The following is a 22909-nucleotide window of genomic DNA, read 5'->3' as shown; positions in this document are numbered from 1 at the left end:
CGCGCCCGCATAAGCGGCGCGGGCCAGCACCGCATTTGCGGGCCTGGGCCGCTATTGGGCGGTGTCAGCCCAGCCCTTGCTGGACGGGCCGCCGTCGTGCCCGTCCTCGCACAGCTGGAACGCCACGTCTGCCGCTTTCGTTACGGAGGCCGCTGACGCCTCCTTGGTGCCGGCGCTGCCCGTGCCGGCTTCCAGCCCGGCGGCGTAGCCCACCATGAAGGTGGTGATCGGGGCTGCGGCATGGGTCACGGAGTCGGCGGATTTACGGGCCAGATCCAGGAGCAGATCATGGTCCACCTTCAGATCCAGGATCTGCAGTGCCTGGGCCAGCCGGTTGCTCCATTGGTCCAGGATCTGCATTTCGTCCTCGTTGGCTGGCATGTCCACTCCCTTGTTTTTGCGTCAGTGTCGGGACATTGGATCGTCCTCCGTGCCGAGACTACAAGGCTTCGCAGCGGAAGTCATCGGTTCCGGCGGATGCCCGCGTAACCCCCAATCCACAAACAGGTAGTCAGCCGGGCTTACGACCCCTAGATATGGCGGCGGTCCGTGCTTAGACTGGGCCCACCCCACTCCAGGAAGCTCTCCGGCAACTGATCCCCAGCCATCAGCAGATGCTGGACGGTGCCTGTCCGGCGGGGTGTGCATCACCACTCATGAATCACGGCCGCCCTACCGGGCGAACCGTGGGATAACAGGAGAAAAAGATGACAGGGAACAAAGCCGTTGCCTACAAGGGGCCAGGGAAAGTCGAACTGATCGACATCGACTACCCCACGTTCGAACTGAAGGACGGGCCGGGCGTCAACCCGGCAAACGTCGGGCGCGCCGTCAACCATGGCGTGATCCTGAAGACAGTGGCCACCAACATCTGTGGCTCGGACCAGCACATGGTGCGCGGCCGCACCACCGCACCGCCGGACCTGGTGCTGGGGCATGAGATCACCGGCGAAGTGGTGGAAGTTGGCCGCGACGTTGAGTTCATCAAGGTCGGGGACGTTTGTTCAGTCCCGTTCAACATTGCCTGCGGCCGTTGCCGGAACTGCAAGGAACGCAAGACGGGCATCTGCCTGAACGTGAACCCGGACCGCCCGGGCAGCGCCTACGGATACGTTGATATGGGCGGCTGGGTGGGCGGACAGGCCAACTACGTTCTGGTGCCGTATGCCGACTGGAACCTGCTGAAGTTCCCGGACAAGGACCGGGCCATGGAGAAAATCCTGGACCTGGCCATGCTTTCGGACATCTTCCCCACAGGCTTCCACGGCGCCGTCACCGCCGGAGTGGGCGTAGGATCCACCGTCTACATTGCCGGCGCCGGTCCCGTGGGACTGGCAGCGGCCACCAGCGCACACCTGCTGGGCGCCGCCGTCGTGATTGTTGGCGACCTGAACGAGGACAGGCTGGCGCGGGCGCGCAGCTTCGGCTGCGAAACGGTGGACCTCACCAAGGGGGGACCGGCGGAGCAGATCGAGCAGATCCTGGGCGTACCGGAAGTGGACTGCGGCGTGGACGCGGTGGGCTTCGAAGCACGCGGCCACGGACACGGCAAGGACGCCGAGGAAGCTCCGGCCACGGTGCTGAACTCGTTGATGGACATCACCGCTGCCGGCGGTGCGCTGGGCATCCCGGGGCTGTACGTGACGGGCGATCCGGGCGGCGTTGACGAGGCGGCCAAGAAGGGTGCCCTGAGCCTGAGCCTGGGTACCGGCTGGGCGAAGTCGCTGAGCTTCACCACGGGCCAGTGCCCTGTGATGAAGTACAACCGGCAACTGATGATGGCCATCCTGAACGACAAGGTGCACATCGCCAAGAACGTGAACGCCAAGGCCATCACGCTTGAGGAGGCGCCCCAGGGCTACGCGGAGTTCGACGCCGGTGCGGCCACCAAGTACGTCCTCAATCCGAACGGCTACCTGAGCTAGGCCGAAACGGGGCAAGGCGGCGCCGCCGTCAGCGGGGCGGCGGACGGTGCTGTCCGGTAAGGGACGGGTGCGGAAATAGATGCCCTTCGGCTGAGGTTAGGCTGAAGGACACACCGCATCGAAGGAGATCCCCTTGAGTGACATCACCGTCCGCCACAACCCCGACCGCGACCGCTTCGAGATCCTCGACGCTGGCAATGTGATTGGCAAGGCAGCGTACAAGGAGTACGACGGCGGCGCCTCGCCGCAGCGGATTTTCTACCACACGGTGATCAACGAGGAATACGGCGGGCAGGGCCTTGCGGGCCAGCTCGCCACCGTTGCCCTGGACGAGACGGTCAAGGCGGGCGTGGGCATTGTTCCCGTCTGCCCCTTCATCAAGAAGTTCCTCGCCAAGCACCCCGAATACTCGGGCGATGCTGTGGCCGTGAAGCCCGCGCACCTGGAGTTCCTCGATGGAGCCCTGGCGAGCCGCGCCCGCTGACGTGCAGGGCATCCGCCCGACTGTGTGATCGCCGAGTTGGCAGGAGCTCCGCTGGTGGCGGACCCGCGGCTGCGCCCGGGCAGTCCGAGGTGATCCGCAAGCTCACCGGCATTGTTGAAGAAACCCTGTTCCCGCCCGTGCAGGCGGGCGTGCCAGGGCGGCAGGTTCCATAAAGTCGCGCCAGCCCGGCGGTATGCAGCAGACTGTTTCCGTGAGCAACAAACCCCGGACTGCGCTGGCCGTCGCCGGCCTCAGCCTGGGCACGGCCCTGAACCCCCTCAACTCCTCGATGATCGCCGTCGCCCTGGTGGTGCTCCGCGCTGACTTCGGGCTCGACGTCGCCGCCGTCACCTGGGTGGTCACCTCGTTCTACCTGGCCTCAGCTGCGGGCCAGCCGGTGATGGGCAGGCTTGCCGACAGGTTTGGGCCGAGGCGGATGTTCATGCTGGGAATGGCGCTGGTGGCGGCCACCTGCGCGCTGGCGCCGTTTGCCCCGAACTTTGCGCTGCTCTGCGCGGCCCGGGCCGTGATGGCGCTGGGCACGGCCACTGCCTATCCCAGCGCCGTGGTGATGGTGGGCGCCATTGCGCACCGGGCCAACGTGGAACCGGCACGCCCGCTGGGCATCCTGCAGATGGCCAACACATCGGCGGCAGCGGTGGGGCCTGTGGCCGGAGGGCTGCTGGTGGGCTTTGTGGGCTGGGAGGCGTTGTTCCTGGTCAACATTCCGCTGGCACTGGCCGCGCTGCTGATCGTGCGGCAGGCGGCGCCGGCGGACAAAGCCCGGGAACGCGGCAGCGTGGCCGAGCTGCTGCGGGACTCGGACATTCCCGGCATCCTTGGCTTCGTCACCGCGCTGCTGCTGGTGATGATGGCCGCCCTGAATGTCCTGCCGGGCTACCGCTGGTGGATGCTGGGAGCGGGAACGGCAGTGGCGGCACTGTTTGCCTGGCGGGAGCTCCGCTTCGCCCGCCCGTTCCTGGACCTGAGGCTCCTGGGCCGCAACAGGCCCCTCATGCTCATTTACGTCGCCTTCGCGGTGTTCAGCAGCGTCTATTACTTCGTCTTCTTCGGCCTGCCCCAGCTCCTGCAGGAGGCCGGCGGCTATGAGCCCGGCGTGGTGGGCCTGCTGATGCTGCCCTTGGCGGGCATGTCCGTCCTGGCCACCCCCTGGGCGGTGAAAGCGATGGGAAGGTTCGGCGTGCGGCGGGTGCTGGTTGCCGGCGTCATGCTCCTGACTGCGGCCGCCGCCCTGATGTGGTTGCTCACCGGCACCTTGGCGATCCCGCTGGTGGTGGTGCTGACAGCCCTGATGGGTATCCCGTACGGGACCGTGGGCATCGCCACGAACCAGGGCATGTTCGTATCCATCCGGCCGCAGGAGCGGGGTGTCGCGGCGGGCATCTACCAGACATGCCGGTACGTCGGCGCGATCACGGCCACGGTGATGATCGGCATGTTCGCGGGCGGCGGCGTGGACCAGGAAAGCTGGGCCCGGATGGTCCTGGCAATGCTGGCCTTATGCGTGGTGACGTTCGCCGTGAGCCTGCTGTGGCGGCAGCGGACGGAGTAGCCGGCACGAAGCGCGCCTAGGTGTACATCAGCGAGCCTGGGGTGGTCAGCTTCTCGCCAGTCTCCAGCCAGGTCTTCAGGCCGGAGAGGATCATCGGCCAGCCGCCGTACAGCTGTTCGTTGGCGCCTTCGCGGAGGTCGCTGTGGGTGACGGTCAGACGGCAGGAATCGCCTACAGGCTCGATCTCCCACGTGATCTTCGAGGTTCCCTCGGCCTTGACGTCCTCGCCCCAGAGGGCCCGCATGGTCTGGACCAGCCGGCGGGGCGGGTCCACCTCCAGGTTCTCGCCCTCGCCCAGCGGAGCACCCGCCTTGACGTTGTTCATAGTGAAGCTGCTGCCCGGCGTCCAGTCCGTTTCGATGGTGTTCCCGAACTGGTACTTGCTCCGGATGTCACTGTCCGTGATGGCTTCCCAGAGCCGTTCCGGCGTGGTCTTGATGTAGATTTCGAAGATCTTTTCCATGGGACTTTCCAATCTGGATTTGAGGTCGCTGAGCCCAGCGGCCCATGGTTCTGAATACTTGCTCACCCAGCGGTCGTGGATGAGCCTGATGGGCACGGGATTCAGGAAGTGCAGTTTTTCCCGCCCCCGACGGCGGGTCACCACCAGGCCTGCATCTTCCAGGAGCTTGAGGTGCTTGGCGATCCCGAAGCGGGTCATGTCGAAGCGGGCCTCAAGCGCACTCAGGGACTGCCCGTCCTCGCGGAACAGTTCATCGAGGAGGTCCCTGCGGGTGGGATCGGAGAGTGCCTTGAACACTGCGTCCATATAGAAAATGATAGGTGACCATATGGTCACCTATCAAGGGTTTTTCTCTGGTTCGTGAGAGGAACCTAGGAGCGCCCGCCCACCTTTTCCGGCGCCGCTTCGGCGATGGGCCGCGGCTCCAGCCACACCCGCTCCCGTGGGCCCTGCGGGTAGGCGTGCTTTTTGTTGGCCAGGGTGATGATCCAGGCTGCCACTACCGGCAGCGCCGCGGCCACGGGAACCAGCAGCGGACCGCCCACCACCAGCGCCGCGGAGCCGTAGAGTGCGCCGACGGTGATGCCGAGCTGGATAGTCAGCACGGTGAGGCCGTTCGCGGCTTCCTGGTACTCGCCGCCCGCCCGAAGGATGGCGGACTGGTTGTAGATGCCGATCGCGCCGAGCCCTGCACCCCAGACGGTCATGAGGACCAACGCCACGGCGAAGTTGCCAACCGCCAGGGGCAGGAAAAACATGGACAGGGCGATCGCCGCCGTCGTGACCAGCAGGGAACGCCGGGGCCGGGAGTCCACAGTGAGGCCCGCGATCCAGATGCCCAGCAGCCCGGAGCCGCCCAGCACGGTGAGCGAGAGGCTGATGGCGTAGTCCGGGAAGCCGGCGTCGCGGATAAACGGAGCAATGTAGGTGAACAGGGCGAAGTGCGCCAGGACCAGCAGCGGCCAGGCAATGGCCACCGGCTTCACCCCGGGCTGGGCGATGGCCTTGCGCAGTGAGGGGCGGACGGCGTCGGAAATCCGCTGGACGCGCGGCAGCAGGAAGAACGCCAGCACGGTGAGGACCAGGCCGAACCCGGCCAGCACCATGAACGCGGCACGCCAGCCCAGGAAACCGCCCAGCGCGGTGCCCACGGGTGCACCGATGGCCAGGCCCAGGCTGTTCCCGCTGAAGACGATGGCCAGGGCCTTGCCCACCTTGTCCGCCGGGACCACCCTGGTGACGAACGGGGCCATGGTGGTCCAGAGCAGGCCATGGGCCAGGCCGCCCACCAAACGGGCAATCATGGCGGACGTGAAGTCAGGCGCCAGTCCCACCATGGCGTTGCTGGCGGCGAACGTCAGGACCAGCCCCACCAGCAGCGCGTGCCGCGGTATCTTCACCAGCAGCCGGGCAGCCGGAACCACCGTGACCACAATGACCGCGGCATAGGCGGCAGCCAGGTAGCCGGCCACCGGCTCGGACACGTTCAGGCCGGCGCTGATCTGCGGCAGCAGCCCGGACGGGAGGAGCTCAGTGGTGATGGCCGTGAAGGCGATGGTGGCCAGGACCACCATCGCGGCGTACGGAAAACGGGCAGGCGCCGGCGCGGAAATCGCGGAAGACATGGGGGAGGGATCCATTCAAGGGGGAGGGGTGGAACGCGGCTCGCTGGCCGGACGAATTCCTCCCTTAAATTTACAGGATCCCGCCCCCTGCTCCGTGCCGTTCCCGGCGCGTCCCCGTTGCCGTTTTCGGCGCGTCGGGCGGCACTTCGGGAATCAGCGGGCTGCCGGTTCCCTGACCTGCGCGGCGGCGGTCAGCCGTGCGTCCAGCAGACCGGCCGCGACGGCGGGAGCGAGCCCCGGCGCCAGCGGAAGGCGCGGCACTACCAGGCAGTGCCAGAGGTGGTAGATGTCCGCCTTGCCGGACCATACGGTGGAGGTGACATTGCCGTGCTCGTCGAGCTCCTGCTTCCAGGATCCGTGCTCGTAGTCGATGAACCAATCGCGGGCGTGGTCCCAGATCCGCTCGTACCAGTCGGAATACTTCTTCTCACCGGTGGCGATGTACAGGGCCGCCGCCCCGCCGATCGCCTCCGCGGGAACCCAGCGGATGCGGGTAGTGACCACCGGCTTGCCCTCCCAGTCGACTGTGTACACAAATCCGGGATTGCCGTCCGGTTGCCAGGCGTCGCGGATGGCGGCGTCGAACAGGCCGCGAGCGTCTTCGAGCAGCCAGTCCGGGACGTCCAGGCCGCGGGCCTCGAGTCCGGCACGGAGGTGGAGCAGCAGCCGTGCCCACTCAACCCAGTGGCCGGGCGTTCCGCCATAAGCCCGGAACTGGCTGGCACGGTCATCGGTGTTGTATTCCGGCAGGGGCGTCCATTCGGGGTCGAAGTGCTCGAACACCCGGTAGTTGTTGTTGCGCGCAAATTTGTGGATCAGCACCTCGGCGATGTGGAGGGCCCGTTCCAGCCAGCGGTCCTCCCCGGTGACATCGGCCACGATGAGGTACGCCTCGACTGAGTGCATGCTCGCGTTTCCGCCACGGTAGGCCTCGGTTTCCGTAAACTCCCGGTTCCACGAGTCGAAGCACATGTTGGCTTCATGGTCCCAGAACCTTCTGTCGGCTATCCGCAGGGCCTCGTCGAGCAGTTCCCGGGCTCCTGGGCGTTCTGCCGCAACGGCGCTGGCGGCGGCGAGGAGCACGAAGGAGTGCTGGTAGCCGGATTTGGTGTCGTTCACCGGCCCGTTCCCGTCCACCTCGGCGAACCAGCCGCCGAACTCGTCATCGCGGAACACACCGTTGAGCGCCGCGATGCCGTGGTCCACGAGCGTCCCCGCACCCGGCCGTCCCATGAGCGCGGCGACAGCGAAACTGTGGACCATCCGGGCGGTGATCCAGAGATGGGTCGGCTTGTCGGTGAATACCTTGCCGTTGTCGTCGAGCCAGCCGAATCCCGTGGGCACCTTTGACGCCGCGGCGAAATTGATCAGCCGGTCGGTTTCTGCCTCGAGCCATCGTGCGTGGGCGGCACTGTTCAGCCACGTCATGTCATTTCCTCTTTCTGATGCGGGTGCACGTCCGAAACTAGTCCAGTTAGCGCGTGCCGAAGTCGGTATCTGTGTATGCGCCGGCGCGCCGGGCGGCGCCGCCACGGCTGCAGTCGTGTCCAACGTCAAGCTGAATGGTCACCGGAGCACCGGCATCAACCGTCAGCGAGATGGTCTCGCCGTTGCTGGTGGACACGCGCAAGGGGCTTTTGTGCGGGGAGATGGCAGGCATGGCCGCCCTTTCGTTGGTGGTTGGTTTGGTTGGATGGGTGTGGCTGGCTACCCGACGGCGTCGAGCAGGCCGCGGACAATGGTGGCCGCCGCGCCCAGGTAGGCCAGGACAATCAGCAGGATCTGGGCCGCGCGGGCGGGGACAAAACGGGCAGCGGCATCGCCGAGGACCAGCCCGACGAGGCAGGCTCCGGCGACCGCCGCCCACATGGCCACGGGAAGAGAGGGGAACGTGGCGGGCGCCGTGAGGGCTTTCGAGGCCAGGGACAGCGCGCCGATGGTGAAGAAGTACGGCTGCATGGTGGCGGCGAAGGACTTGTGCTGCCACCGTGTGGCGATGGAGTACATGCTCACCGCCGGTCCGCCGACGCCGGCCGCAGTGTTCATGAACCCGCTGAGGCCGCCCGCGGTGAGGAGGTAGCGGCGCCGGGGCGGCAGCGTGGCGGACTTCAGGGCCAGCAGGACGGTCAGCCCGACCGCCAGGATCACCCCGATGGAAATCTCCAGGACCGCCGGCGGGATGAGCCGGATCAGGAAGGCCGCCGGCACGATCCCCAGCACCGCCGACGCCGTGAGGGCCGCGTACCGTTTCCAGTCGATGTCCCGGGCTACCCGGAAGATGATGGCACCGGCAGTCACGGCGCCGCACACGTTCACCAGCACCACCCCCTCCACCGGGCCCAGGAGCAGCACCAGGAAGGGGGCAGCCACCAGGGCGAAGCCCATGCCGGTGATGCGCTGCATCCCGGCACCCATGACAACGGCGCCCAGCACCAGCCCGGTGGTCAGCATTTAGGGCCGCCAGGCCACGTATTGGACCTCCTCGAACTCCTCCAGCCCCAGGCTTGCGCCTTCCCGGCCCAGGCCTGACTGCTTGGCACCGCCCATGGGTGCGAAGGCCACGGACGGCAGGGGATCGTTGACGCCCACGATGCCGGCTTCGAGCTGCTCCGGAATGTCCCAGCCCCGCTTTGGGCTGCTGCTCCAGACGTAGGCGGCCAGGCCCATCTCGGTGGCGTTGGCCTTCCGGATGGCGTCCTCCTCCGAGGAAAAGGTCACGACGCCGGCTGCCGGACCAAAGACCTCTTCGGTCACCAGGGGTGCGTCGTCCGGGACGTCCGCCAGGAGCGTTGGTGCCAGGAAAGAGCCGTGGGTGGGCACATCGGTCCGCTGTGTGACGCGGCGGGCGCCGCGTTCCAGGGCGTCGTCCACCAGCGCCTGCACGGCGGAGACCCGCTCCGCGTCGATCACCGGGCCAAGGTCCGGGACCGGCGTGCCGTCGTCGGGAACGCCGTGGCCGATGCTCATCGCGTCGAAGCGCGCGGCCAGCCTGGCGGCGAACTCCCCGGCGATGCTGTCCTGGACCAGGAAGCGGTTGGCGGCCACGCAGGACTGGCCCGTGTTGCGGAGCCGGCCCAGCACAGCCCCCTCCACGGCTGCGTCCAGGTCTGCGTCCTCAAAGACGATGAAGGGCGCATTGCCGCCCAGTTCAAGAAGCGGCCGGACCACGCGGTCCGAGGCGGATGCCATGATCTGCTTGCCAACGCCTGTGGAGCCGGTGAAGCTGACTGCCCGTACGGCCGGGTGCTTGAGCAGCGCCGCGGTGATCTCCCGGGACGGGCCGTGGACCAGGTTGACCACGCCCGCCGGGAAACCGGCGTCATGCAGGACCTCGAACAGGCCGGTGGCGGCCAGCGGCGCTTTTTCGGAGACCCTGCCCACCACGGTGCAGCCTGCGGCGAGCATCGCGGCGAGTTTGCGGGCCTGGATGGAGACCGGGAAATTCCACGGCGTGAGGCTGAGGGCCACGCCGATGGGCTTCCGGAGGCTCAGGTGGCGGCGGCCCTGCAGCTCGGGCGGACTGACGGTGCCGGTGGTGCGCCGGACTTCCTCGGCGAACCAGCGGAAGTATTCCACGGAGAAGTCCACCTCGCCCTGGGCTTCAGGGAGCCGCTTGCCGGCCTCGAGGGCCAGGGTCTGTGCGAGTTCATCACGGCGTTCGGCGAGGAGGTCGGCTGCGTTGCGGAGCAGGTCGGCGCGGTTCCGCACCGTGGTGCGGGACCAGGACCCAAAGGCCTCGGCGGCCGCGTCGGCTGCCTGGGTGGCGTCCCCGGCGGTGCCCCAGACAACCTCACCGACGGTGCTGCCGTTTCCGGGGTCCGTCACGTGCTTGGAGGTGCCGGTGGCGTGCCAGGTGCCGTTGACGAGGTGCTGGGCTGATTTGAGGTTCACGGATGATGCCTTTCGTGGGGCGGGGAGAGGTCCGGGACGGCGGGGCGGGCGTGGAAGCCCGCCGCCGTCGTCGTGATGCTCATCCCTTGCTGGCGCCGGCGGTGATGCCGGCAACGAAGTACCGCTGCAGGAAGACGTAGGCCACCACCACGGGCAGGGAGGCCAGGATGACGCCGGCGAACAGCAGCGGGTAGTTGGTCTGGAACTCGCCCTGGAAGCTCAGCAGCGCCAGCGGCAGCGTGCGGTTGCCGGGGGACTGGATGAACAGCAGCGGGTACAGCAGTTCGTTCCAGTGGATGACGAACAGGAAGATGGCAGCCGCGGCGATGGACGGGGCGGACAGCGGCAGTGCGATGGAGATATACGTCCGCCACGGGCCGGTGCCGTCAATCGAGGATGCTTCGTAGAGTTCCTTGGGCAGGGTCCGCATGAACCCGCCCAGGATGAAGACGGCGATGGGGAGGGTTGATACCAGGTTCGCCAGTACCAGCCCGGCCAGGCTGTCCAGCAGCCCCAGGCGGCCAAAGAGGACATACAGCGGAACCATGTTGGCCTGTGCCGGGATGGCCATGCCCAGGACCAGGAAGCCGAAGATGGCCCAGGACATGAACCCCTTGAGCCGGGCGACGGCGTAGCCGGCCAGGCTGGCCAGGAACAGGGTGAGCGGGACGGAGATGGCGGTGACAATCACGCTGTTCATGAAGGACGAGCCCAGGTCCTGGCCGCCGATCACCTCCGCGTAGTTGCCCGGTGAGAGGGACTGCGGCAGGCTGAACGGCCCGGCAAACAGTTCCTGCGTGGACTTGAAGCTGCCGAACCCCACCACGGTCAGCGGAACGATGATGATGACCGCGTAGATCGCGAGGATTCCGCGGCGGGTTATTGACGAGAGCATGCTGTCATTCCCCCTTCGGGGTGAGGCGGAGCAGCCGGCGCTGGAGCCAGGTGACCAGGGCGATCATGGCCATGAAGATGATCGACTGGGCGGCGGCGTAGCCGAACTCCGAGTTGGCGAAGGTGCTGTAGATGCGGGTGGAGAGGATGTCCAGGGACTGCTTGGGCGGGTTGCCGGCGATGCCCAGGATCAGGTCGAAGGCCTTGAACGACTGCACGGTGGTGTAGGCCACCACGATGGACGTTGCCGGGGCCACGAAGGGCCAGGTGATGGACTTGAACTGCTGCCACTTGTTGGCACCGTCCATCTCAGCTGCCTCGTAGAGTTCCCGCGGGATGGCCTGCAGGCCGGCGATGTAGACCACCATCATCTGGCCGGCGTGGAACCACACCTGGGTCACGGCCACCCAGTACAGGGCTTGGGCGTCGTTGCCGAGGTAGGAGCTCTGGAGTGCTTCCAGCCCTACCCCGCCCAGCACCGCGTTGGCCAGGCCGAAGTTGGGATCGTAGATGAACTTCCAGATGAAGGCCACGGACACCGAGGACAGGATGGTGGGGAAGAAGAACAGCGCGCGGAGCAGGACGCTTCCCCGTGAGTTCTTGGTCAGCAGCAGCGCCAGGATCAGCGAAAAGAAGGTCTGCGCGATGACCACCAGCAGCACGAACTTGAGGTTGTTCATGAGGGCGTTCGTGAACAGTGAGTCGTTGGTGAACGCCCGGATGAAGTTGTCCAGCCCCACGTAGTTGAACGCTGCCGAGAAACCGTTCCAATCCGTGAGGGCGTACTGGAAGGCCTGCAGCGTGGGCATTACCAGGAAGAAGGCAATGACGGCTACGGCGGGAAGCGGGAAGAGGTACAGCGCCGGATTCACCCGGGTGGGGGAGCGGCGGCGTCCTTTATTGGCATTCACGTCGGGAGGGCTGCCTGGTGCCTTCCGCTTCGCAGGCAGCCCGGTATGGGTGCTCATATCCGTTCGTCAACAATCTTCTGGGCGGCCTCTGCAGCCTGCTCGGGGCTGGTGCCCGAGATGACGGCGGTGGCGCTGGCTTCCACGGCGTTGCGGACATCCAGGTTCTGGAACTGGAACCGCGCGGCCAGTGCTGTGTTCTTATCCAGCCAGGGACTCAGGCGCTTCAGGTCCGGGTTGGTGTAGTCCACGTCCTTCACGGACACGTGCTGCGCCGTCTCGTTGGCGTAGTAGGCGGCATTCTCCGGCTCGGAGAGGAAGTCGATCCAGGCAGCCGCTGCGGCCTGGTTCTTGCTGGCCGAGTTGACGCCCAGGATGAAGGTGGCGTTGTAGACGCCCTCATACTTGGCGTTGCCGTCGGAGGTGTTGGGGAACACCAGCTCGATGGGGAACTGGGCGCCCAGGCCGCGGACGGCGGCAATGTGGTACGAGCCGGTGGCGAGCATGGCTGCCTGGCCCTGCGAGAACAGGTTCTGGGCCGGCTCCACGGCGGTGCCGGTGGCGTTGGGCTGGAGGTACGGAACCAGGTCCTTGTACTGATTGAGCATCTTGATGAACCAGTCGTCCGTGACCTTCAGCTTGCCCTGTTCGATCTGGGCGCACATGTCGTCCACAGGAGCGTTGTTGGCGATCATGCAGTTGAAGAGCTGGCCGCCGTTTCCAACATCGCCGCCCGGCCAGGAGATGGGGATGACGCCGGAGGACGCCAGCTTCTCGCACATGGCAAGGAATGAGTCCCAGTTCTTGGGGGCGAGGTCAGCGCCGGCCTTGTCGAACAGGTCCACGTTGGCCATCGGCATGGGGAACACCACCTGGTACGGCAGTCCCAGCTGGCTCTCGCCGGACTTTCCGGCGGAGAGCAGTCCTTCCTGGTAGTTCGAGACGGCCTTGCTGTCCTTGAGCTCGGTGTAGATGCCGGCCTCGGTGAAGTTCTTGAACTGGGACCCGCGGAAGGTGGCAAACGCGTCGCCAATGGAGCCGCCGCGCAGCTTCTGCAGGGCCTGGGCGTTGTAGTCGTTGGACGTCGAGATGTCCTGGGCCACTTCAACGCCGTCGTGCAGTGCAGCAAACCGCTTGACCAGCTCGTCGAACACCACCTTGTCCTCACCGCGCCAGTGCGCAAAGGACACCTTGCCCGTGATGTCCCCCGTGGCGGGGGCGGCGGGGCCGGTGGCACCGCCGGGCGCCGTGGAACCGCCGGGACCGGCGCATGCTGCCGCGGTGGCGCCGAAGCCCAGGGCCCCCAGGAGTGCGATGGCCTGCCTGCGTGAAATCTGACTCACAATAATCTCCTCGTTGAGTGTTTTGCTGTGCCTTGCTTGCTTGACTGCGGAAAGGGGCTTGCCACGGCCCTGACGCTGTGGCGCTCCCGGAGTGGTTAAGCGTTGGTCCTTTGCGCGGTGACAACGTCGTCCACCACGGCGCAGAGGCGCTGCAGCCGGCGGACGGCGTCCGTGGACAGGGATTCGACGACGTCGGGCGCACCGATGCAGGACGCCCAGACCGCGCGTCCGGACAGGAAGCCGCTGGCACCTTCCAGGCAGGCCCACCGGACTGCATCCGGAAAGACGTCTTCGGGGACGCCGGAGGAGAGCACCACCCAGGGTCCGTCGATGGCGTTGGTGAGCTCGGCGCACGCGGTGCGGACTTCGGCTTCGGGGGCCTGGCCGTGGAAGGGGACTTCAGCCTTGTACAGGTCCGCCCCCAGGCTGCCCAGCTCCCTGGCGGCGGCGAGGATGCCGGCGTTCCAGTCGAAGTCCCCGCCGGCCAGGGGCTTGCGGGAGACGGGCTCGATGATGCTGATGAGACCCGCGGACCGGCAGCTGTCCACGAATTCGCGGACCATTTCCACCCTGCCTTCGGCGGGCTCGTCCGGGCGGTACAGCACCAGGAGCTTGAGGGCCTTGACGCCCAGGGCCTTGTATTTGTGCGGGTCCACCAGACGGTCGATGGTTACCTCGCCCACCAGCTCGCCGTGCGCGGATTCGAAGTGGTCCGCCGAGGCGATCAGCCCGCAGCTGGGATTCACCACGTTGTCCGCGATGGCCTGGTCCAGGGCGAACTGCCGGTCGATGAGGACGCCGGATGCGTAGGGGGTGAGGATTTTGGCGGCCTGCAGCTTGAAGTCCTGCAGGTCCTGGTCAGTGACGGGCTGGTCGGTGTGTTCGGCGAACATGTTGCGCATGGCTTCGCGCTGGTCGACGGCGAGCATTGCGAAGGCGCCTGACGGGCGCTGGAGGGGTGAGAGGTCTGTGTGGCTCATGGGCTGCTTCTTTCAGCTAGGCGGTGTGGTTGGAAGTAAGGACAGGTGTGATGGTCTGGCGCGGGATGGCGGAGCGGCCGTCCAGCCCTTCGCAGGATGCTGAGGCGGTGCGGCCAGCGAAGGCTGCCGCGTCAGCCAGGGAAAGGCCGGCGGCGACGGCGGCGAGCAGGGCGCCGTGGTAGACGTCGCCGGCGCCCAGGGTGGAGACGATCGTGGCTGGGGTTGCGGGCACGTGGAGCGGGTCCGCATTGCCGTCCTTGACCCAGGCACCGTCAGAGCCGGCGGTGGCGACGACGGCGGAGGCGCCGTCGTCGGCTGCTTTGCCCAGGAGCGCCTCGGGGGAGTGGTGCCCGCCGTACTCTGCCTGGAGCCGCTCGATGGTTGGGACGTAAAGGGCCACGCCCCGCGGGCTGAAGGACGCGATGGGGTTGCCGGCATCCACACTGATGTTCAGGCTTCCGGCGCTGAAGGCCGGAAGGGATGCGACGGCGTTCCAGCCCAGGTGGTCCACGTGGACCCAGGCTGCCGATTCCACCAGTTCATGGAACCGGCTGCCGGCCGGAAAACTGACCGGCGGCACGGGCCGGGTGACAATCGCCCGGCTTTCGGATGCCTTGCTGACCACGATCACGCTGGCACCCGTTTTGACGTTGGGATCGCGGATCACCGCGGAAGTGTCCACGCCTTCGGCCTGCAGGCCGGCGATGATGCGGTCGCCTTCCTCGTCGGTGCCGAGGACGCCTGCGAAGGCCGTGTTTGCTCCGGCACGGGCGGCCGCCACGGCTGCGGTGGCGGCCGGGCCGCCACCCGCCGTCGCGAAGTCCGAAGCGACGGTGCGGCTGTCCGCTGCGGGGTAATCCTCCACCAAAGCGATGGAGTCAAGCGTGGCGCAGCCTACGAAGAGCAGGGTTCCAGTTGACGGTTGGGGCACGTTCCACCTCGTTGTAGTTCCGGCTGGTACTGAAGAAATATACACACGCTATGTTGGAATAACAACACTTTCTGTATAGTTCTGTTTGGGATGCAACGCCACGGTCCCCCCAAAAACTCAACGTAGAGAAACGGAGCAGCACATGTCATTGCCTTCTGCGGAAACGGTCCGGACCATCCGATACGGCCTCATCGGCGCAGGCCACATGGCCCGCGAACACGTCCGGAACCTCGCCCTGATTCCCGGCAGCCGGATCACCGCAGTCTCCGATCCCCAGCCCGCATCCCTGGAGGAGACCGCCGCTGAGATCGGCTACGAGGTTCAGACCTTCCCCTCGCACCAGGAGCTGCTCGCTTCAGGCCTGGTGGACGCACTGGTAATTGCCAGCCCCAACGACACCCACCTGGCCATCCTCAAGGACATTTTCGCCAGCGGAACCAATCTGCCCGTGCTCGTGGAAAAGCCGGTGTGCACCACCGCCGCGCAGGCAGATGAACTGGAAGCGCTCGCCGCGGACTACCCGGCACCTGTATGGGTTGCCATGGAATACCGCTACATGCCGCCGGTCCAGGAAGTCATCCAGGCCGCGCACAACGGCAAGCTCGGCAACATCTACATGCTGTCCATCGTGGAGCACCGTTTCCCGTTCCTGCACAAGGTGGACTCCTGGAACCGTTTCGCTGAGCGGACCGGCGGAACCCTGGTGGAGAAATGCTGCCACTTCTTCGACCTGATGCGGCTGATCCTGCAGGATGAGCCCGTCCGTGTGTACGCCAGCGGCGGCCACGACGTGAACCACATGGATGAGGTGTACGACGGCCGGGTATCGGACATGATCGACAACGCCTACGTGATTGTGGACTTCAAGGGCGGCCGCCGCGCGATGCTGGAGCTGTCCATGTTCGCCGAGGGCTCCAAGTTCCAGGAGCGGATCTCCATCGTGGGGGATGCCGCGAAGATCGAGACGCTCATCCCCGTGGCGGCCAACCACTGGATCGAAGGTGATGAAGCGGAAGCCACGGTTGAGTTCAGCCCGCGCTCGCCGCTCGGACCGGAAAAGCATGAGGTTCCGGTGGATGAGGCAGTGCTTGCTGCCGGTGCCCACCACGGCTCCACCTACTACGAGCACCTGGGCTACCGGAAGGCGATCCTGGGCGAAGGTCCGGTTGAGGTAACGGTGGCAGATGGCCTGCAGTCGGTCCGCATGGGGCTGGCGGCCGAGCGCTCGATCGTGGAAGGACGCCCCGTTGAGCTTACGAATGCCGGTGCCGGGGTACGTCACTAGGTAAGTTGGTGTTGGAAAAGCAACACTTCGCGGGCTTGCGGGCCGGCGAATGGGGCGGGAAGAAGGGGATATGAGCACCGCACGTGAAGAGGCGCCGCTGACGCCCCGCCAGCGCACCATCCTGGAGGAACTTGGCCGGCGCGGGTTTATTTCCACTACGGACCTGGCCGAGACTTTTGCGGTATCGGACATGACCGTGCGCCGGGACACCCGGGTACTGTCCAAACTGGGCCTGGCCAGGGTGGTCCACGGCGGGGTCAGCGCCATCCATGGCCAAGGCCAGAACGCGGACTTCGCCGCCCGCGTGCGGGAGGATTCCGACGCGAAGCTCCGGGTGGCCCGTGCCTGCATCTCCATGATTGGGGAACGCGATGCCATCATTCTGGACGCCGGCACCACCACGTACCAGATCGCCCAGGAGCTGCCCAGCTCTTTTACGGGCACCATCATTACGCACTCCGCACCGGCCATCCAGCGCTGCCTGCAGTTGACCGCTGCCCGGACCATCTGCCTGGGAGGTGAACTGCTCCTGGACAGCCAGGCATTCAACGGTCCCATGACTGTCAGTGCCGCGGCGGGCCTCCGCGCCAAAACGGCCTTCATTGGCGTGAGCGGAATCCACGACGAAGCGTTTTACATTGAGCGGGACGTGGAGCGCGCCACTAAGATCGCCCTCATGAACTCTGCGGAACAGGTGGTAGTGGTGGCAACACACCAGAAAATGCTGCGGTATGCGCTGGCCCGGCTGGCAGCCTTCGACGCGGCGGACGTGCTGGTGACGGACGCGCCCCCGCCTCGGGAAATCGAGACGGCGTTGCGTGCCGCGGACGTGAAGCTTGTGGTGGCGGCGTGAGCGCGCCGCTGCAGGTTTCCCTTCCCGACCAGAAACTTCTGGACGCGCTCGCGCCCACTGCCGGCGTCGAATTTTTTGTGTGGGACTTTTCCGGGCCCGCCCCCGCCGAACGGCTGGACATTGTGGTGCCGCCTTACATGCGCGGGCCGGAGGTGCTGGCCGCGCTGGAGTCCGTGGAGATCGGCCTGGTCCAGAGCCAGTCGATAGGGTACGACGGCGTGGCGGACGTGCTGCCCGCAGGGTGCCTTTTCGCCAACGCGGCAGGGGTCCATGAAACGTCGACGGCGGAACTTGCCCTGGGCATGATGATCGCCAGCCAGCGCGGCATGGACGGCTTCGCGCGCAACCAGGCCAGCGGCACGTGGGATAACAGCCAGCGGCCCAGCCTTGCGGACCGGCGGGTGCTGCTGGTGGGATACGGGGGAGTGGGCAAGGCCATCGAGGCCCGGCTTCTGCCCTTCGAAACGAAGGTGACCCGGATGGCGAGCCGTGAACGCGAGGATCCCAGCGGGAAGATCTTCGGCATCGACTCCTTGTATGAGCAGCTGCCGCTGCACGACATCGCGGTGGTCAGCGTGCCCCTCAGTGAGCAGACCCACCAGCTGGTGGACGCGAAGTTCCTGGCCGCGATGCCGGACGAGGCGCTGCTGGTCAACGTGGCCCGCGGCGCCGTGGCGGACACGGATGCGCTGCTGGCCGAGGCGTCCTCGGGCCGGTTGCGTGCCGCTGTAGATGTGACGGACCCCGAACCGCTGCCCGCGGACCACCCCCTGTGGACCACGCCCGGCGTGCTGATCACCCCGCACGTGGGCGGGGCAAGCTCGGCGATGTTCCCCCGGATGGTCCGGCTGGTCCAGCAGCAGATTGGATTGATGCTGGAGGGCAAGGAGCCGGTGAACGTGGTGTTGGGCGGCGCTGCCGGGTAGGGTCATTTGCCCGAATCTGGGCGTTGTCCACATAGGGTCTGGGCAGCCTCTGATTGTCAGGGGTCGCTGGAAGACTGTGGTTATGGATGGCACCGTTCAGGACTTGATTAGCCGGGTTCGCTGTTTGCCCGTGTCCTCGGAAGGTGCCGGGCTGATTGATCAGTTGCGGGGCCTGGAGGAGCTGAAGGCGGCTGCTGCGGCTGCGCAGGCGAAAGTTGCTGTGGCGTTCGATCTTGCCCAGCGGGCTGAGCAGGCCGAGGCCGGGATACCGGTTGCGGAGCAGGGGCAGGGCGTAGCGGCGCAGGTTGCGCTGGCCCGGGGTGAGTCGCCGTCCCGGGGCGGCAGGCTGCTCGGGCTGGCCAAGGCGCTGGTGGCGGAGATGCCGCATACCCTGGCTGCGCTGGATGCCGGCCGGCTGAATGAGTGGCGGGCCACGCTGGTGGTCAGGGAGACGGCGTGCCTGGGCGCGGCGGACCGGTGCGCTGTTGATGAGGAGCTTGCCGCCGATACGGGTACTTTTGCTGGGGCCGGGGACCGGGCGGTTGTGGCTGCGGCGCGGGCGGCGGCGTACCGTCGGGATCCGCGTTCGGTGACTCAGCGGGCTGCCCGTGCTGCCGGGGAGCGGTGTGTGAGTCTGCGTCCGGCCCCGGACACTATGGCGCATCTGACGGCGCTGCTGCCGGTCGCGGAGGGTGTGGCGGCTTATGCGGCGCTGAGCGCACATGCCGACACTTTGCGCGCCGGCGGTGATGACCGTTCCCGGGGACAGATCATGGCCGATGCCCTGGTGGAACGGACCACCGGCACCCCGGGCGGTGTCAGTGGGGTGGAAATCCAGCTGGTGATGACCGACAGGACCTTGTTCCAGGGTGATTCTGAACCGGCACGCCTTCCCGGTTACGGGATTGTCCCGGCCGGCTGGGCCCGCGGCCTGGCCACCAGCGGTGGCAAGGGCGGCAAAGCCAGGAGTCCGGGATCAGCTGCCGGCGGCAGGGAGCCTGCGCTGGATGGACCGGAAAGTCCGGGCAGCAGGACGCCCGCCGCCGGCGCCTGCCAGCCCGCAGCCGAAGCGCTTGAGACCGAGCCCGGGAAGCAGGATTTCAGGGTGTGGCTGCGGCGGCTGTACGTGGCCCCCGGGGCGGGGGACCTGGTGGGGATGGATTCTCGGGCGCGGTTGTTCCCGTCAGGGTTGCGCCGCTTTATCCAGGCCCGTGATGACACCTGCCGCACGCCCTATTGTGATGCGCCCATCCGGCATCACGACCACGTGGTGGCCTGGCATGCCGGCGGAGCCACCAGCCTCGGCAACGCGGCCGGGCTCTGCGAGGCCTGCAACCATACAAAGGAAAACCACGGCTGGACAACCGTCCCCCGGCCGGGTTCCAGGCACACCATCGAATACCGGACGCCCACCGGACACACCTACCACTCAACGGCACCCCCACCACCCGGAAGCCCGGTGGCTGGTCAGTTGGTGCGTGCCACGAAGCTGGTTCGAACTTAGCTACCCGGGTGTGCGCCGCGCAGTCTTTGGCGGCTTGCCTTGCGGATGGCCTTGGTGACGCGGTCAAGCCGTGGTGAGTCCAGGGTCCAGGTCTGCCAGTAAAGGGCCACGTCATGGTGCTCGCGTTCCTTCAGTACTACCAGGGAGCCGTCGGCGAGGTCCGTTCCCAGCTGCAACTCGGGAATCATGCCCCAACCCAGGCCTGCCCTCAAACCTGCAAGGAATCCCTCGGATGAAGGGATGAAATGTGTTGGCGGCGCCTGCTGTACGCCGCGGGCCTTGAGCTGCAGTTGCTGCAGGTTGTCCTTGGCATTGAACTGGAGCATGGGCATGCTCTGCCAGTCCACACCGTTGCCGGCTTTGAAGCGCTTGCGCAGCCCCGGGGTGGACACTGGCAGGTACCGCATAGCGCCAAGCCGTTCCACCCGGCAGCCGTTGACCGGTGTGGGGTCGGAGGTGATCGCCCCGAGTACGTCTCCGCGGCGCAGGAGTTGGCTGCTGTGGTCCTGGTCCTCCACATGAAGGTCCAGGGTGGTCTCCGCCCACGTGCTGGCCTCGTGAAGTACGTCCACGAACCATGTGGCCAGGGAGTCGGCGTTGACGGCAATAGGGGTTATGGCCCGGGAGGAAACCCCGTTTCCCAGCGACTCCCACGTTTCCGCCTCGAGGACCTGCACCTGACGTGACATGCGCAGCAGGATCGAGCCAGCATCGGTGGGGGTGCACGGCGCGCTGCGGCGAACCACCACCTGCCCCACGGACTTCTCCAAGGCCCTGATGCGCTGGCTGACGGCGGAGGGGCTGATCCCCAGCAGATCAGCCGCGGCCTCGAAAGTACCCTCGTCCACGATCGCAGCGAGGGCCCTGAGATGCTCGAAGTTCATGAAGACATTCTAATGGAAGTATAGAATCTATCGTTTGTCTTCATCTGCAACGCCGGGCTACGGTCAAGGCATGTGGAGCATCTGGAGTACCGGGCTGATGACGGGCCTGGCATTGATCATTGCCATCGGCGCGCAGAACGCGTTTGTGCTGCGGCAGGGAATCCGCCGTGAACACGTTGGCGTCGTGGTGGCGCTGTGCATGCTCAGCGATGCGTTGCTGATCCTCGGCGGCACGGTGGGGATCGGTGCTTTGGTGTCCCGGTTCCCGTTGGCACTGGACGTGCTGAGGTGGGGCGGTGCTGCGTACCTGGCATGGTGGGCGCTGCGGTCCTTCAGGTCTGCACTCAAGCCTTCAACACTGACGGCTGAGGCGCCACGGTCCAAGGGGTCGGTCATCGCCACCACCTTGGCCTTGACCTACCTGAATCCCCACGTCTACCTGGACACCGTGGTGCTCCTGGGCGGCCTGGCCAACCAGCACGGTCCGGACGCGCGGTGGGTCTTCGCGTCCGGGGCCGTGGTGGGAAGCGCCCTATGGTTTTCGGCCCTGGGGTATGGTGCCCGAAAGCTTTCCGGGGTGCTCAGCAGCCCGCGGACGTGGCGGATTGTGGACCTGGCCATCGGTGTTGTGATGCTCGCCCTGGCCGTAACACTTGTTCTCGGCTGACATCAGCCGTGCCACACAGCGCTACCGCCTGAATTCGATACGTACCGAGTTGTCGTCCGGGAGCACGATGACCGTTCCGTCCCGCGGTGTCCAGCCGTCGTGCAGGAAGAAGAAACGTCCGCCGCTGAGGACCAGCAGGCGGAGGCCGTCGTACCGGTAGAGCGCTGCGTCCCCGGTTCCCACCTGGACCTCCGTGACCGCAGCCGAACCGATGCCCAGCGGTTTGGGCGAATAAACCTCCGCCCGGGGCATGTACTGGACCCCCTGCTCGAAGTTCAAGGCGAGCCGCCGGCCCACCGCCTGGGCGTAGTCGGCCGTGCCCCAGAAGAGCAGCAGCGTCACGATGCTGAGGATCAGCGTGGTTTCCACCGCCCGCTGCTCGGAGCTGAGGGTTGGTGATGTACGGTCCCGGCCCAGCCGGCGCAGGCGCATGCACCAGCTGGCCACCAGGACGCCCAACGCCATCAGATACGGAGTGAACAGCGCTGTCCGGGCGGGTTCCACAACCGCCAGGACCAGGCTGACGCCCACGAGGAGTCCGCTGAGCAGGGCTGTTATGCCGGCGGCCTTCAGGATGACGGCCCGGCCGCGGTCCTCTTCGATGCGGCGGCGCAGCCAGCGGTCCAGGGCCAGCCAGACGACGCTGGCCGCCAGGATGCAGACGAGCGGCAGGAACAGCGCGTTGATGCTGATCAGGATGTAGTCCTGCACTGCATACCCGAACAGGCTGACGTTCAGGCCCATCTGTGCCGCCTGCGCCTCGGCGCGGGCCCAGCCGAAGTAGAACAACAGCGCTGTGGCCACCGTGACCGGCGGGCCGATAGCCGAGATCACTCCGAGGGCGCGGGACCAGGAGGAACGCTCGTCCCCGCCGGCCTCCGTCATGGCGCGGTGCCTGGCGCCTGCGGGCATGTGCCCTGGTCCGTTGCGTACTCGAAGGAAGCGGATCCGCTCACCGGCCAATCGGCGTCGGCGATGCGAACCTCGGCAGCGGTTGGCTGCCCCGGGTCGAGGGGCGGTGCCAGGAAATAGAACTCAAGCGGATGGTTAGTGTCGATGAAGCTCTGGCGCTGCAGGACCGCTGCGATCGTGGCACCTACGTAAACCGAGCGGACGGTCCCGGTAGGCAGGCCGGTGACGTTTCCGGACAGGACAATTGCCTGCCCCGGGCAGACCAGGAAGGGCGGCGAATTGCCTTCGCTGTCCTCCAGGCCCGTCAGTTCCGGCAGGCATGCGGTTCCGGGGAGAGGGGCGAGTTTCACGGAAACACCGGGCTTTTGTTGCCGGACCACAGCTATGGTGCGGAGGATCTCGATGGCGGTGGCGGACCAGCAGTCGCCCTCGAACGGCGGCGGCATCGTGTCCAGCGCAGAGGCTCCCGCATCCCAGGCAGCCTGGTCTCCCGTCAAGCCGAGGCACAGTGCTTTCGACGCTTCTTCCACCGTATTGAAGGGCTCGGCGTAGTCGGGAAGGGAGCCGCAGTCCATTCCCCTCAGGTTCCTGTACCAAATGGGGTCGCCCCTGCCAACCGGGCCGATGGGCAGCCAGTCAAGCACCACGGTCTCCGGGACGGGCGGCAACTGCGGAGCGGGCGGTCCCGGAGGCGGGGCGGGAGGCTGGTTTGGGACGGGTGCGGCAGGCGGCTGGGCCGGTGCGGGCGGGCCCGGCGGCTGGGCAGGTGGCTGGTTTGGCGCCATGCTTTACCACTTGGGCCGGCTGGCCTACCGGCGCCGCTGGTGGGTCCTGGCTGTATGGACAGCCGTGGTACTGGGC

At 66.6% G+C, this 22909-nt stretch carries 24 protein-coding genes; 9 read left to right on the top strand and 15 right to left on the bottom strand.

Annotated features, from left to right (window positions below; genetic code table 11):
- Positions 1 to 51: 51 nt before the first annotated feature.
- The gene (locus ACKAE7_RS01370) at positions 52 to 381 is read right to left on the bottom strand and encodes a DUF6457 domain-containing protein (RefSeq protein WP_408978322.1); all 330 of its coding nucleotides are present in this window, start codon (positions 379 to 381) and stop codon (positions 52 to 54) included.
- A 326-nt stretch (positions 382 to 707) separates the two neighbouring features.
- Between ACKAE7_RS01370 and fdhA the strand changes: the two genes are divergently transcribed.
- The 3 genes from fdhA to ACKAE7_RS01355 all read left to right on the top strand — a co-directional run bounded on the left by fdhA (position 708) and on the right by ACKAE7_RS01355 (position 3982).
- Positions 708 to 1925, top strand: coding sequence for a formaldehyde dehydrogenase, glutathione-independent (fdhA, locus tag ACKAE7_RS01365; RefSeq protein WP_188811221.1), 1218 nt, complete (start codon positions 708 to 710; stop codon positions 1923 to 1925).
- Between the two features lie 133 nt (positions 1926 to 2058).
- Complete coding sequence (locus ACKAE7_RS01360) at positions 2059 to 2409, top strand: GNAT family N-acetyltransferase (protein ID WP_188811223.1); 351 nt, start codon at positions 2059 to 2061, stop codon at positions 2407 to 2409.
- A 211-nt stretch (positions 2410 to 2620) separates the two neighbouring features.
- Positions 2621 to 3982, top strand: coding sequence for an MFS transporter (locus ACKAE7_RS01355; RefSeq protein ID WP_408978321.1), 1362 nt, complete (start codon positions 2621 to 2623; stop codon positions 3980 to 3982).
- A 16-nt stretch (positions 3983 to 3998) separates the two neighbouring features.
- Here ACKAE7_RS01355 and ACKAE7_RS01350 read toward each other — a convergent pair whose 3' ends face one another.
- The 11 genes from ACKAE7_RS01350 to ACKAE7_RS01300 all read right to left on the bottom strand — a co-directional run bounded on the left by ACKAE7_RS01350 (position 3999) and on the right by ACKAE7_RS01300 (position 15017).
- A complete protein-coding gene (locus ACKAE7_RS01350; protein ID WP_191035216.1) occupies positions 3999 to 4751 on the bottom strand; it encodes a metalloregulator ArsR/SmtB family transcription factor in 753 nt (250 codons plus the stop codon).
- A 65-nt stretch (positions 4752 to 4816) separates the two neighbouring features.
- On the bottom strand, positions 4817 to 6070 hold the full coding sequence (locus ACKAE7_RS01345; RefSeq protein ID WP_408978320.1) for an MFS transporter: 1254 nt from the start codon (positions 6068 to 6070) through the stop codon (positions 4817 to 4819).
- A gap of 153 nt (positions 6071 to 6223) precedes the next feature.
- Positions 6224 to 7498 (bottom strand): AGE family epimerase/isomerase, encoded by a 1275-nt coding sequence (locus ACKAE7_RS01340; protein ID WP_408978319.1) that lies wholly within the window; start codon positions 7496 to 7498, stop codon positions 6224 to 6226.
- Positions 7499 to 7544: 46 nt separating this feature from the next.
- The gene (locus ACKAE7_RS01335) at positions 7545 to 7730 is read right to left on the bottom strand and encodes a hypothetical protein (protein ID WP_408978318.1); all 186 of its coding nucleotides are present in this window, start codon (positions 7728 to 7730) and stop codon (positions 7545 to 7547) included.
- Positions 7731 to 7777: 47 nt separating this feature from the next.
- Positions 7778 to 8521, bottom strand: coding sequence for a sulfite exporter TauE/SafE family protein (locus tag ACKAE7_RS01330; protein ID WP_408978317.1), 744 nt, complete (start codon positions 8519 to 8521; stop codon positions 7778 to 7780).
- Positions 8522 to 9961, bottom strand: a complete 1440-nt coding sequence (locus tag ACKAE7_RS01325; RefSeq protein WP_408978316.1) for an NAD-dependent succinate-semialdehyde dehydrogenase — start codon at positions 9959 to 9961, stop codon at positions 8522 to 8524. It lies immediately after the preceding gene.
- 79 nt (positions 9962 to 10040) lie between these two features.
- Positions 10041 to 10856: a carbohydrate ABC transporter permease gene (locus ACKAE7_RS01320; RefSeq protein WP_174175866.1), complete on the bottom strand. Its 816-nt coding sequence runs from the start codon at positions 10854 to 10856 to the stop codon at positions 10041 to 10043.
- Positions 10857 to 10860: 4 nt separating this feature from the next.
- Entirely contained in the window at positions 10861 to 11766 is a 906-nt protein-coding gene (locus tag ACKAE7_RS01315) for a carbohydrate ABC transporter permease (RefSeq protein WP_229666428.1), read from the bottom strand.
- A gap of 53 nt (positions 11767 to 11819) precedes the next feature.
- Positions 11820 to 13106, bottom strand: coding sequence for an ABC transporter substrate-binding protein (locus ACKAE7_RS01310; protein WP_408978315.1), 1287 nt, complete (start codon positions 13104 to 13106; stop codon positions 11820 to 11822).
- A gap of 95 nt (positions 13107 to 13201) precedes the next feature.
- Positions 13202 to 14086 carry an aldolase gene (locus ACKAE7_RS01305; RefSeq protein ID WP_408978314.1) on the bottom strand — a complete coding sequence of 295 codons (885 nt, stop codon included), beginning with the start codon at positions 14084 to 14086 and terminating at the stop codon, positions 13202 to 13204.
- 16 nt (positions 14087 to 14102) lie between these two features.
- Positions 14103 to 15017 carry a PfkB family carbohydrate kinase gene (locus tag ACKAE7_RS01300; RefSeq protein ID WP_408978313.1) on the bottom strand — a complete coding sequence of 305 codons (915 nt, stop codon included), beginning with the start codon at positions 15015 to 15017 and terminating at the stop codon, positions 14103 to 14105.
- 142 nt (positions 15018 to 15159) lie between these two features.
- Here ACKAE7_RS01300 and ACKAE7_RS01295 point away from each other — a divergent pair, with 142 nt between their 5' ends.
- From ACKAE7_RS01295 to ACKAE7_RS01280, 4 genes are all read left to right on the top strand, one after another.
- On the top strand, positions 15160 to 16302 hold the full coding sequence (locus ACKAE7_RS01295; protein ID WP_408978312.1) for a Gfo/Idh/MocA family protein: 1143 nt from the start codon (positions 15160 to 15162) through the stop codon (positions 16300 to 16302).
- A gap of 70 nt (positions 16303 to 16372) precedes the next feature.
- Positions 16373 to 17155, top strand: a complete 783-nt coding sequence (locus tag ACKAE7_RS01290; protein ID WP_190611245.1) for a DeoR/GlpR family DNA-binding transcription regulator — start codon at positions 16373 to 16375, stop codon at positions 17153 to 17155.
- Positions 17152 to 18081, top strand: a complete 930-nt coding sequence (locus ACKAE7_RS01285; protein WP_191035209.1) for a 2-hydroxyacid dehydrogenase — start codon at positions 17152 to 17154, stop codon at positions 18079 to 18081. Before ACKAE7_RS01290 ends, ACKAE7_RS01285 begins: the two co-directional genes overlap by 4 nt.
- Positions 18082 to 18163: 82 nt before the next feature.
- Complete coding sequence (locus tag ACKAE7_RS01280) at positions 18164 to 19585, top strand: DUF222 domain-containing protein (protein WP_408978311.1); 1422 nt, start codon at positions 18164 to 18166, stop codon at positions 19583 to 19585.
- On the opposite strand, the gene ACKAE7_RS01275 is transcribed toward ACKAE7_RS01280, so the two are convergent.
- Complete coding sequence (locus ACKAE7_RS01275; RefSeq protein WP_408978310.1) at positions 19582 to 20469, bottom strand: LysR family transcriptional regulator ArgP; 888 nt, start codon at positions 20467 to 20469, stop codon at positions 19582 to 19584. The two genes, ACKAE7_RS01280 and ACKAE7_RS01275, sit on opposite strands and share 4 nt — an antisense overlap.
- A gap of 70 nt (positions 20470 to 20539) precedes the next feature.
- Here ACKAE7_RS01275 and ACKAE7_RS01270 point away from each other — a divergent pair, with 70 nt between their 5' ends.
- The gene (locus ACKAE7_RS01270; RefSeq protein WP_408978359.1) at positions 20540 to 21136 is read left to right on the top strand and encodes a LysE/ArgO family amino acid transporter; all 597 of its coding nucleotides are present in this window, start codon (positions 20540 to 20542) and stop codon (positions 21134 to 21136) included.
- A gap of 21 nt (positions 21137 to 21157) precedes the next feature.
- Here ACKAE7_RS01270 and ACKAE7_RS01265 read toward each other — a convergent pair whose 3' ends face one another.
- Both ACKAE7_RS01265 and ACKAE7_RS01260 read right to left on the bottom strand, forming a co-directional pair.
- A complete protein-coding gene (locus tag ACKAE7_RS01265; protein ID WP_408978309.1) occupies positions 21158 to 22048 on the bottom strand; it encodes a hypothetical protein in 891 nt (296 codons plus the stop codon).
- The gene (locus tag ACKAE7_RS01260) at positions 22018 to 22623 is read right to left on the bottom strand and encodes a hypothetical protein (RefSeq protein WP_408978308.1); all 606 of its coding nucleotides are present in this window, start codon (positions 22621 to 22623) and stop codon (positions 22018 to 22020) included. Before ACKAE7_RS01260 ends, ACKAE7_RS01265 begins: the two co-directional genes overlap by 31 nt.
- 49 nt (positions 22624 to 22672) lie before the next feature.
- On the opposite strand from ACKAE7_RS01260, the gene ACKAE7_RS01255 reads away from it, so the two are divergent.
- Positions 22673 to 22909, top strand: a 237-nt coding sequence (locus ACKAE7_RS01255; RefSeq protein WP_408978307.1) for a hypothetical protein, incomplete at its 3' end; no start/stop codon positions are given.

Source organism: Pseudarthrobacter sp. NKDBFgelt (assembly GCF_046097905.1).
Classification (GTDB): domain Bacteria; phylum Actinomycetota; class Actinomycetes; order Actinomycetales; family Micrococcaceae; genus Arthrobacter; species Arthrobacter polychromogenes.
This window is presented reverse-complemented; position numbering and strand designations above follow the sequence as displayed.

What these genes read in the sequence shown, in the direction of transcription:
- ACKAE7_RS01370 (WP_408978322.1), bottom strand. Translation starts at nt 381, where the DNA reads ATGCCAGCCAACGAGGACGAAATGCAGATCCTGGACCAATGGAGCAAC.
- fdhA (WP_188811221.1), top strand. Translation starts at nt 708, where the DNA reads ATGACAGGGAACAAAGCCGTTGCCTACAAGGGGCCAGGGAAAGTCGAA.
- ACKAE7_RS01350 (WP_191035216.1), bottom strand. Translation starts at nt 4,751, where the DNA reads ATGGACGCAGTGTTCAAGGCACTCTCCGATCCCACCCGCAGGGACCTC.
- ACKAE7_RS01345 (WP_408978320.1), bottom strand. Translation starts at nt 6,070, where the DNA reads ATGTCTTCCGCGATTTCCGCGCCGGCGCCTGCCCGTTTTCCGTACGCC.
- ACKAE7_RS01340 (WP_408978319.1), bottom strand. Translation starts at nt 7,498, where the DNA reads ATGACGTGGCTGAACAGTGCCGCCCACGCACGATGGCTCGAGGCAGAA.
- ACKAE7_RS01335 (WP_408978318.1), bottom strand. Translation starts at nt 7,730, where the DNA reads ATGCCTGCCATCTCCCCGCACAAAAGCCCCTTGCGCGTGTCCACCAGC.
- ACKAE7_RS01330 (WP_408978317.1), bottom strand. Translation starts at nt 8,521, where the DNA reads ATGCTGACCACCGGGCTGGTGCTGGGCGCCGTTGTCATGGGTGCCGGG.
- ACKAE7_RS01320 (WP_174175866.1), bottom strand. Translation starts at nt 10,856, where the DNA reads ATGCTCTCGTCAATAACCCGCCGCGGAATCCTCGCGATCTACGCGGTC.
- ACKAE7_RS01305 (WP_408978314.1), bottom strand. Translation starts at nt 14,086, where the DNA reads ATGAGCCACACAGACCTCTCACCCCTCCAGCGCCCGTCAGGCGCCTTC.
- ACKAE7_RS01295 (WP_408978312.1), top strand. Translation starts at nt 15,160, where the DNA reads ATGTCATTGCCTTCTGCGGAAACGGTCCGGACCATCCGATACGGCCTC.
- ACKAE7_RS01290 (WP_190611245.1), top strand. Translation starts at nt 16,373, where the DNA reads ATGAGCACCGCACGTGAAGAGGCGCCGCTGACGCCCCGCCAGCGCACC.
- ACKAE7_RS01280 (WP_408978311.1), top strand. Translation starts at nt 18,164, where the DNA reads ATGGATGGCACCGTTCAGGACTTGATTAGCCGGGTTCGCTGTTTGCCC.
- ACKAE7_RS01275 (WP_408978310.1), bottom strand. Translation starts at nt 20,469, where the DNA reads ATGAACTTCGAGCATCTCAGGGCCCTCGCTGCGATCGTGGACGAGGGT.
- ACKAE7_RS01270 (WP_408978359.1), top strand. Translation starts at nt 20,540, where the DNA reads ATGTGGAGCATCTGGAGTACCGGGCTGATGACGGGCCTGGCATTGATC.
- ACKAE7_RS01265 (WP_408978309.1), bottom strand. Translation starts at nt 22,048, where the DNA reads ATGCCCGCAGGCGCCAGGCACCGCGCCATGACGGAGGCCGGCGGGGAC.
- ACKAE7_RS01260 (WP_408978308.1), bottom strand. Translation starts at nt 22,623, where the DNA reads ATGGACTGCGGCTCCCTTCCCGACTACGCCGAGCCCTTCAATACGGTG.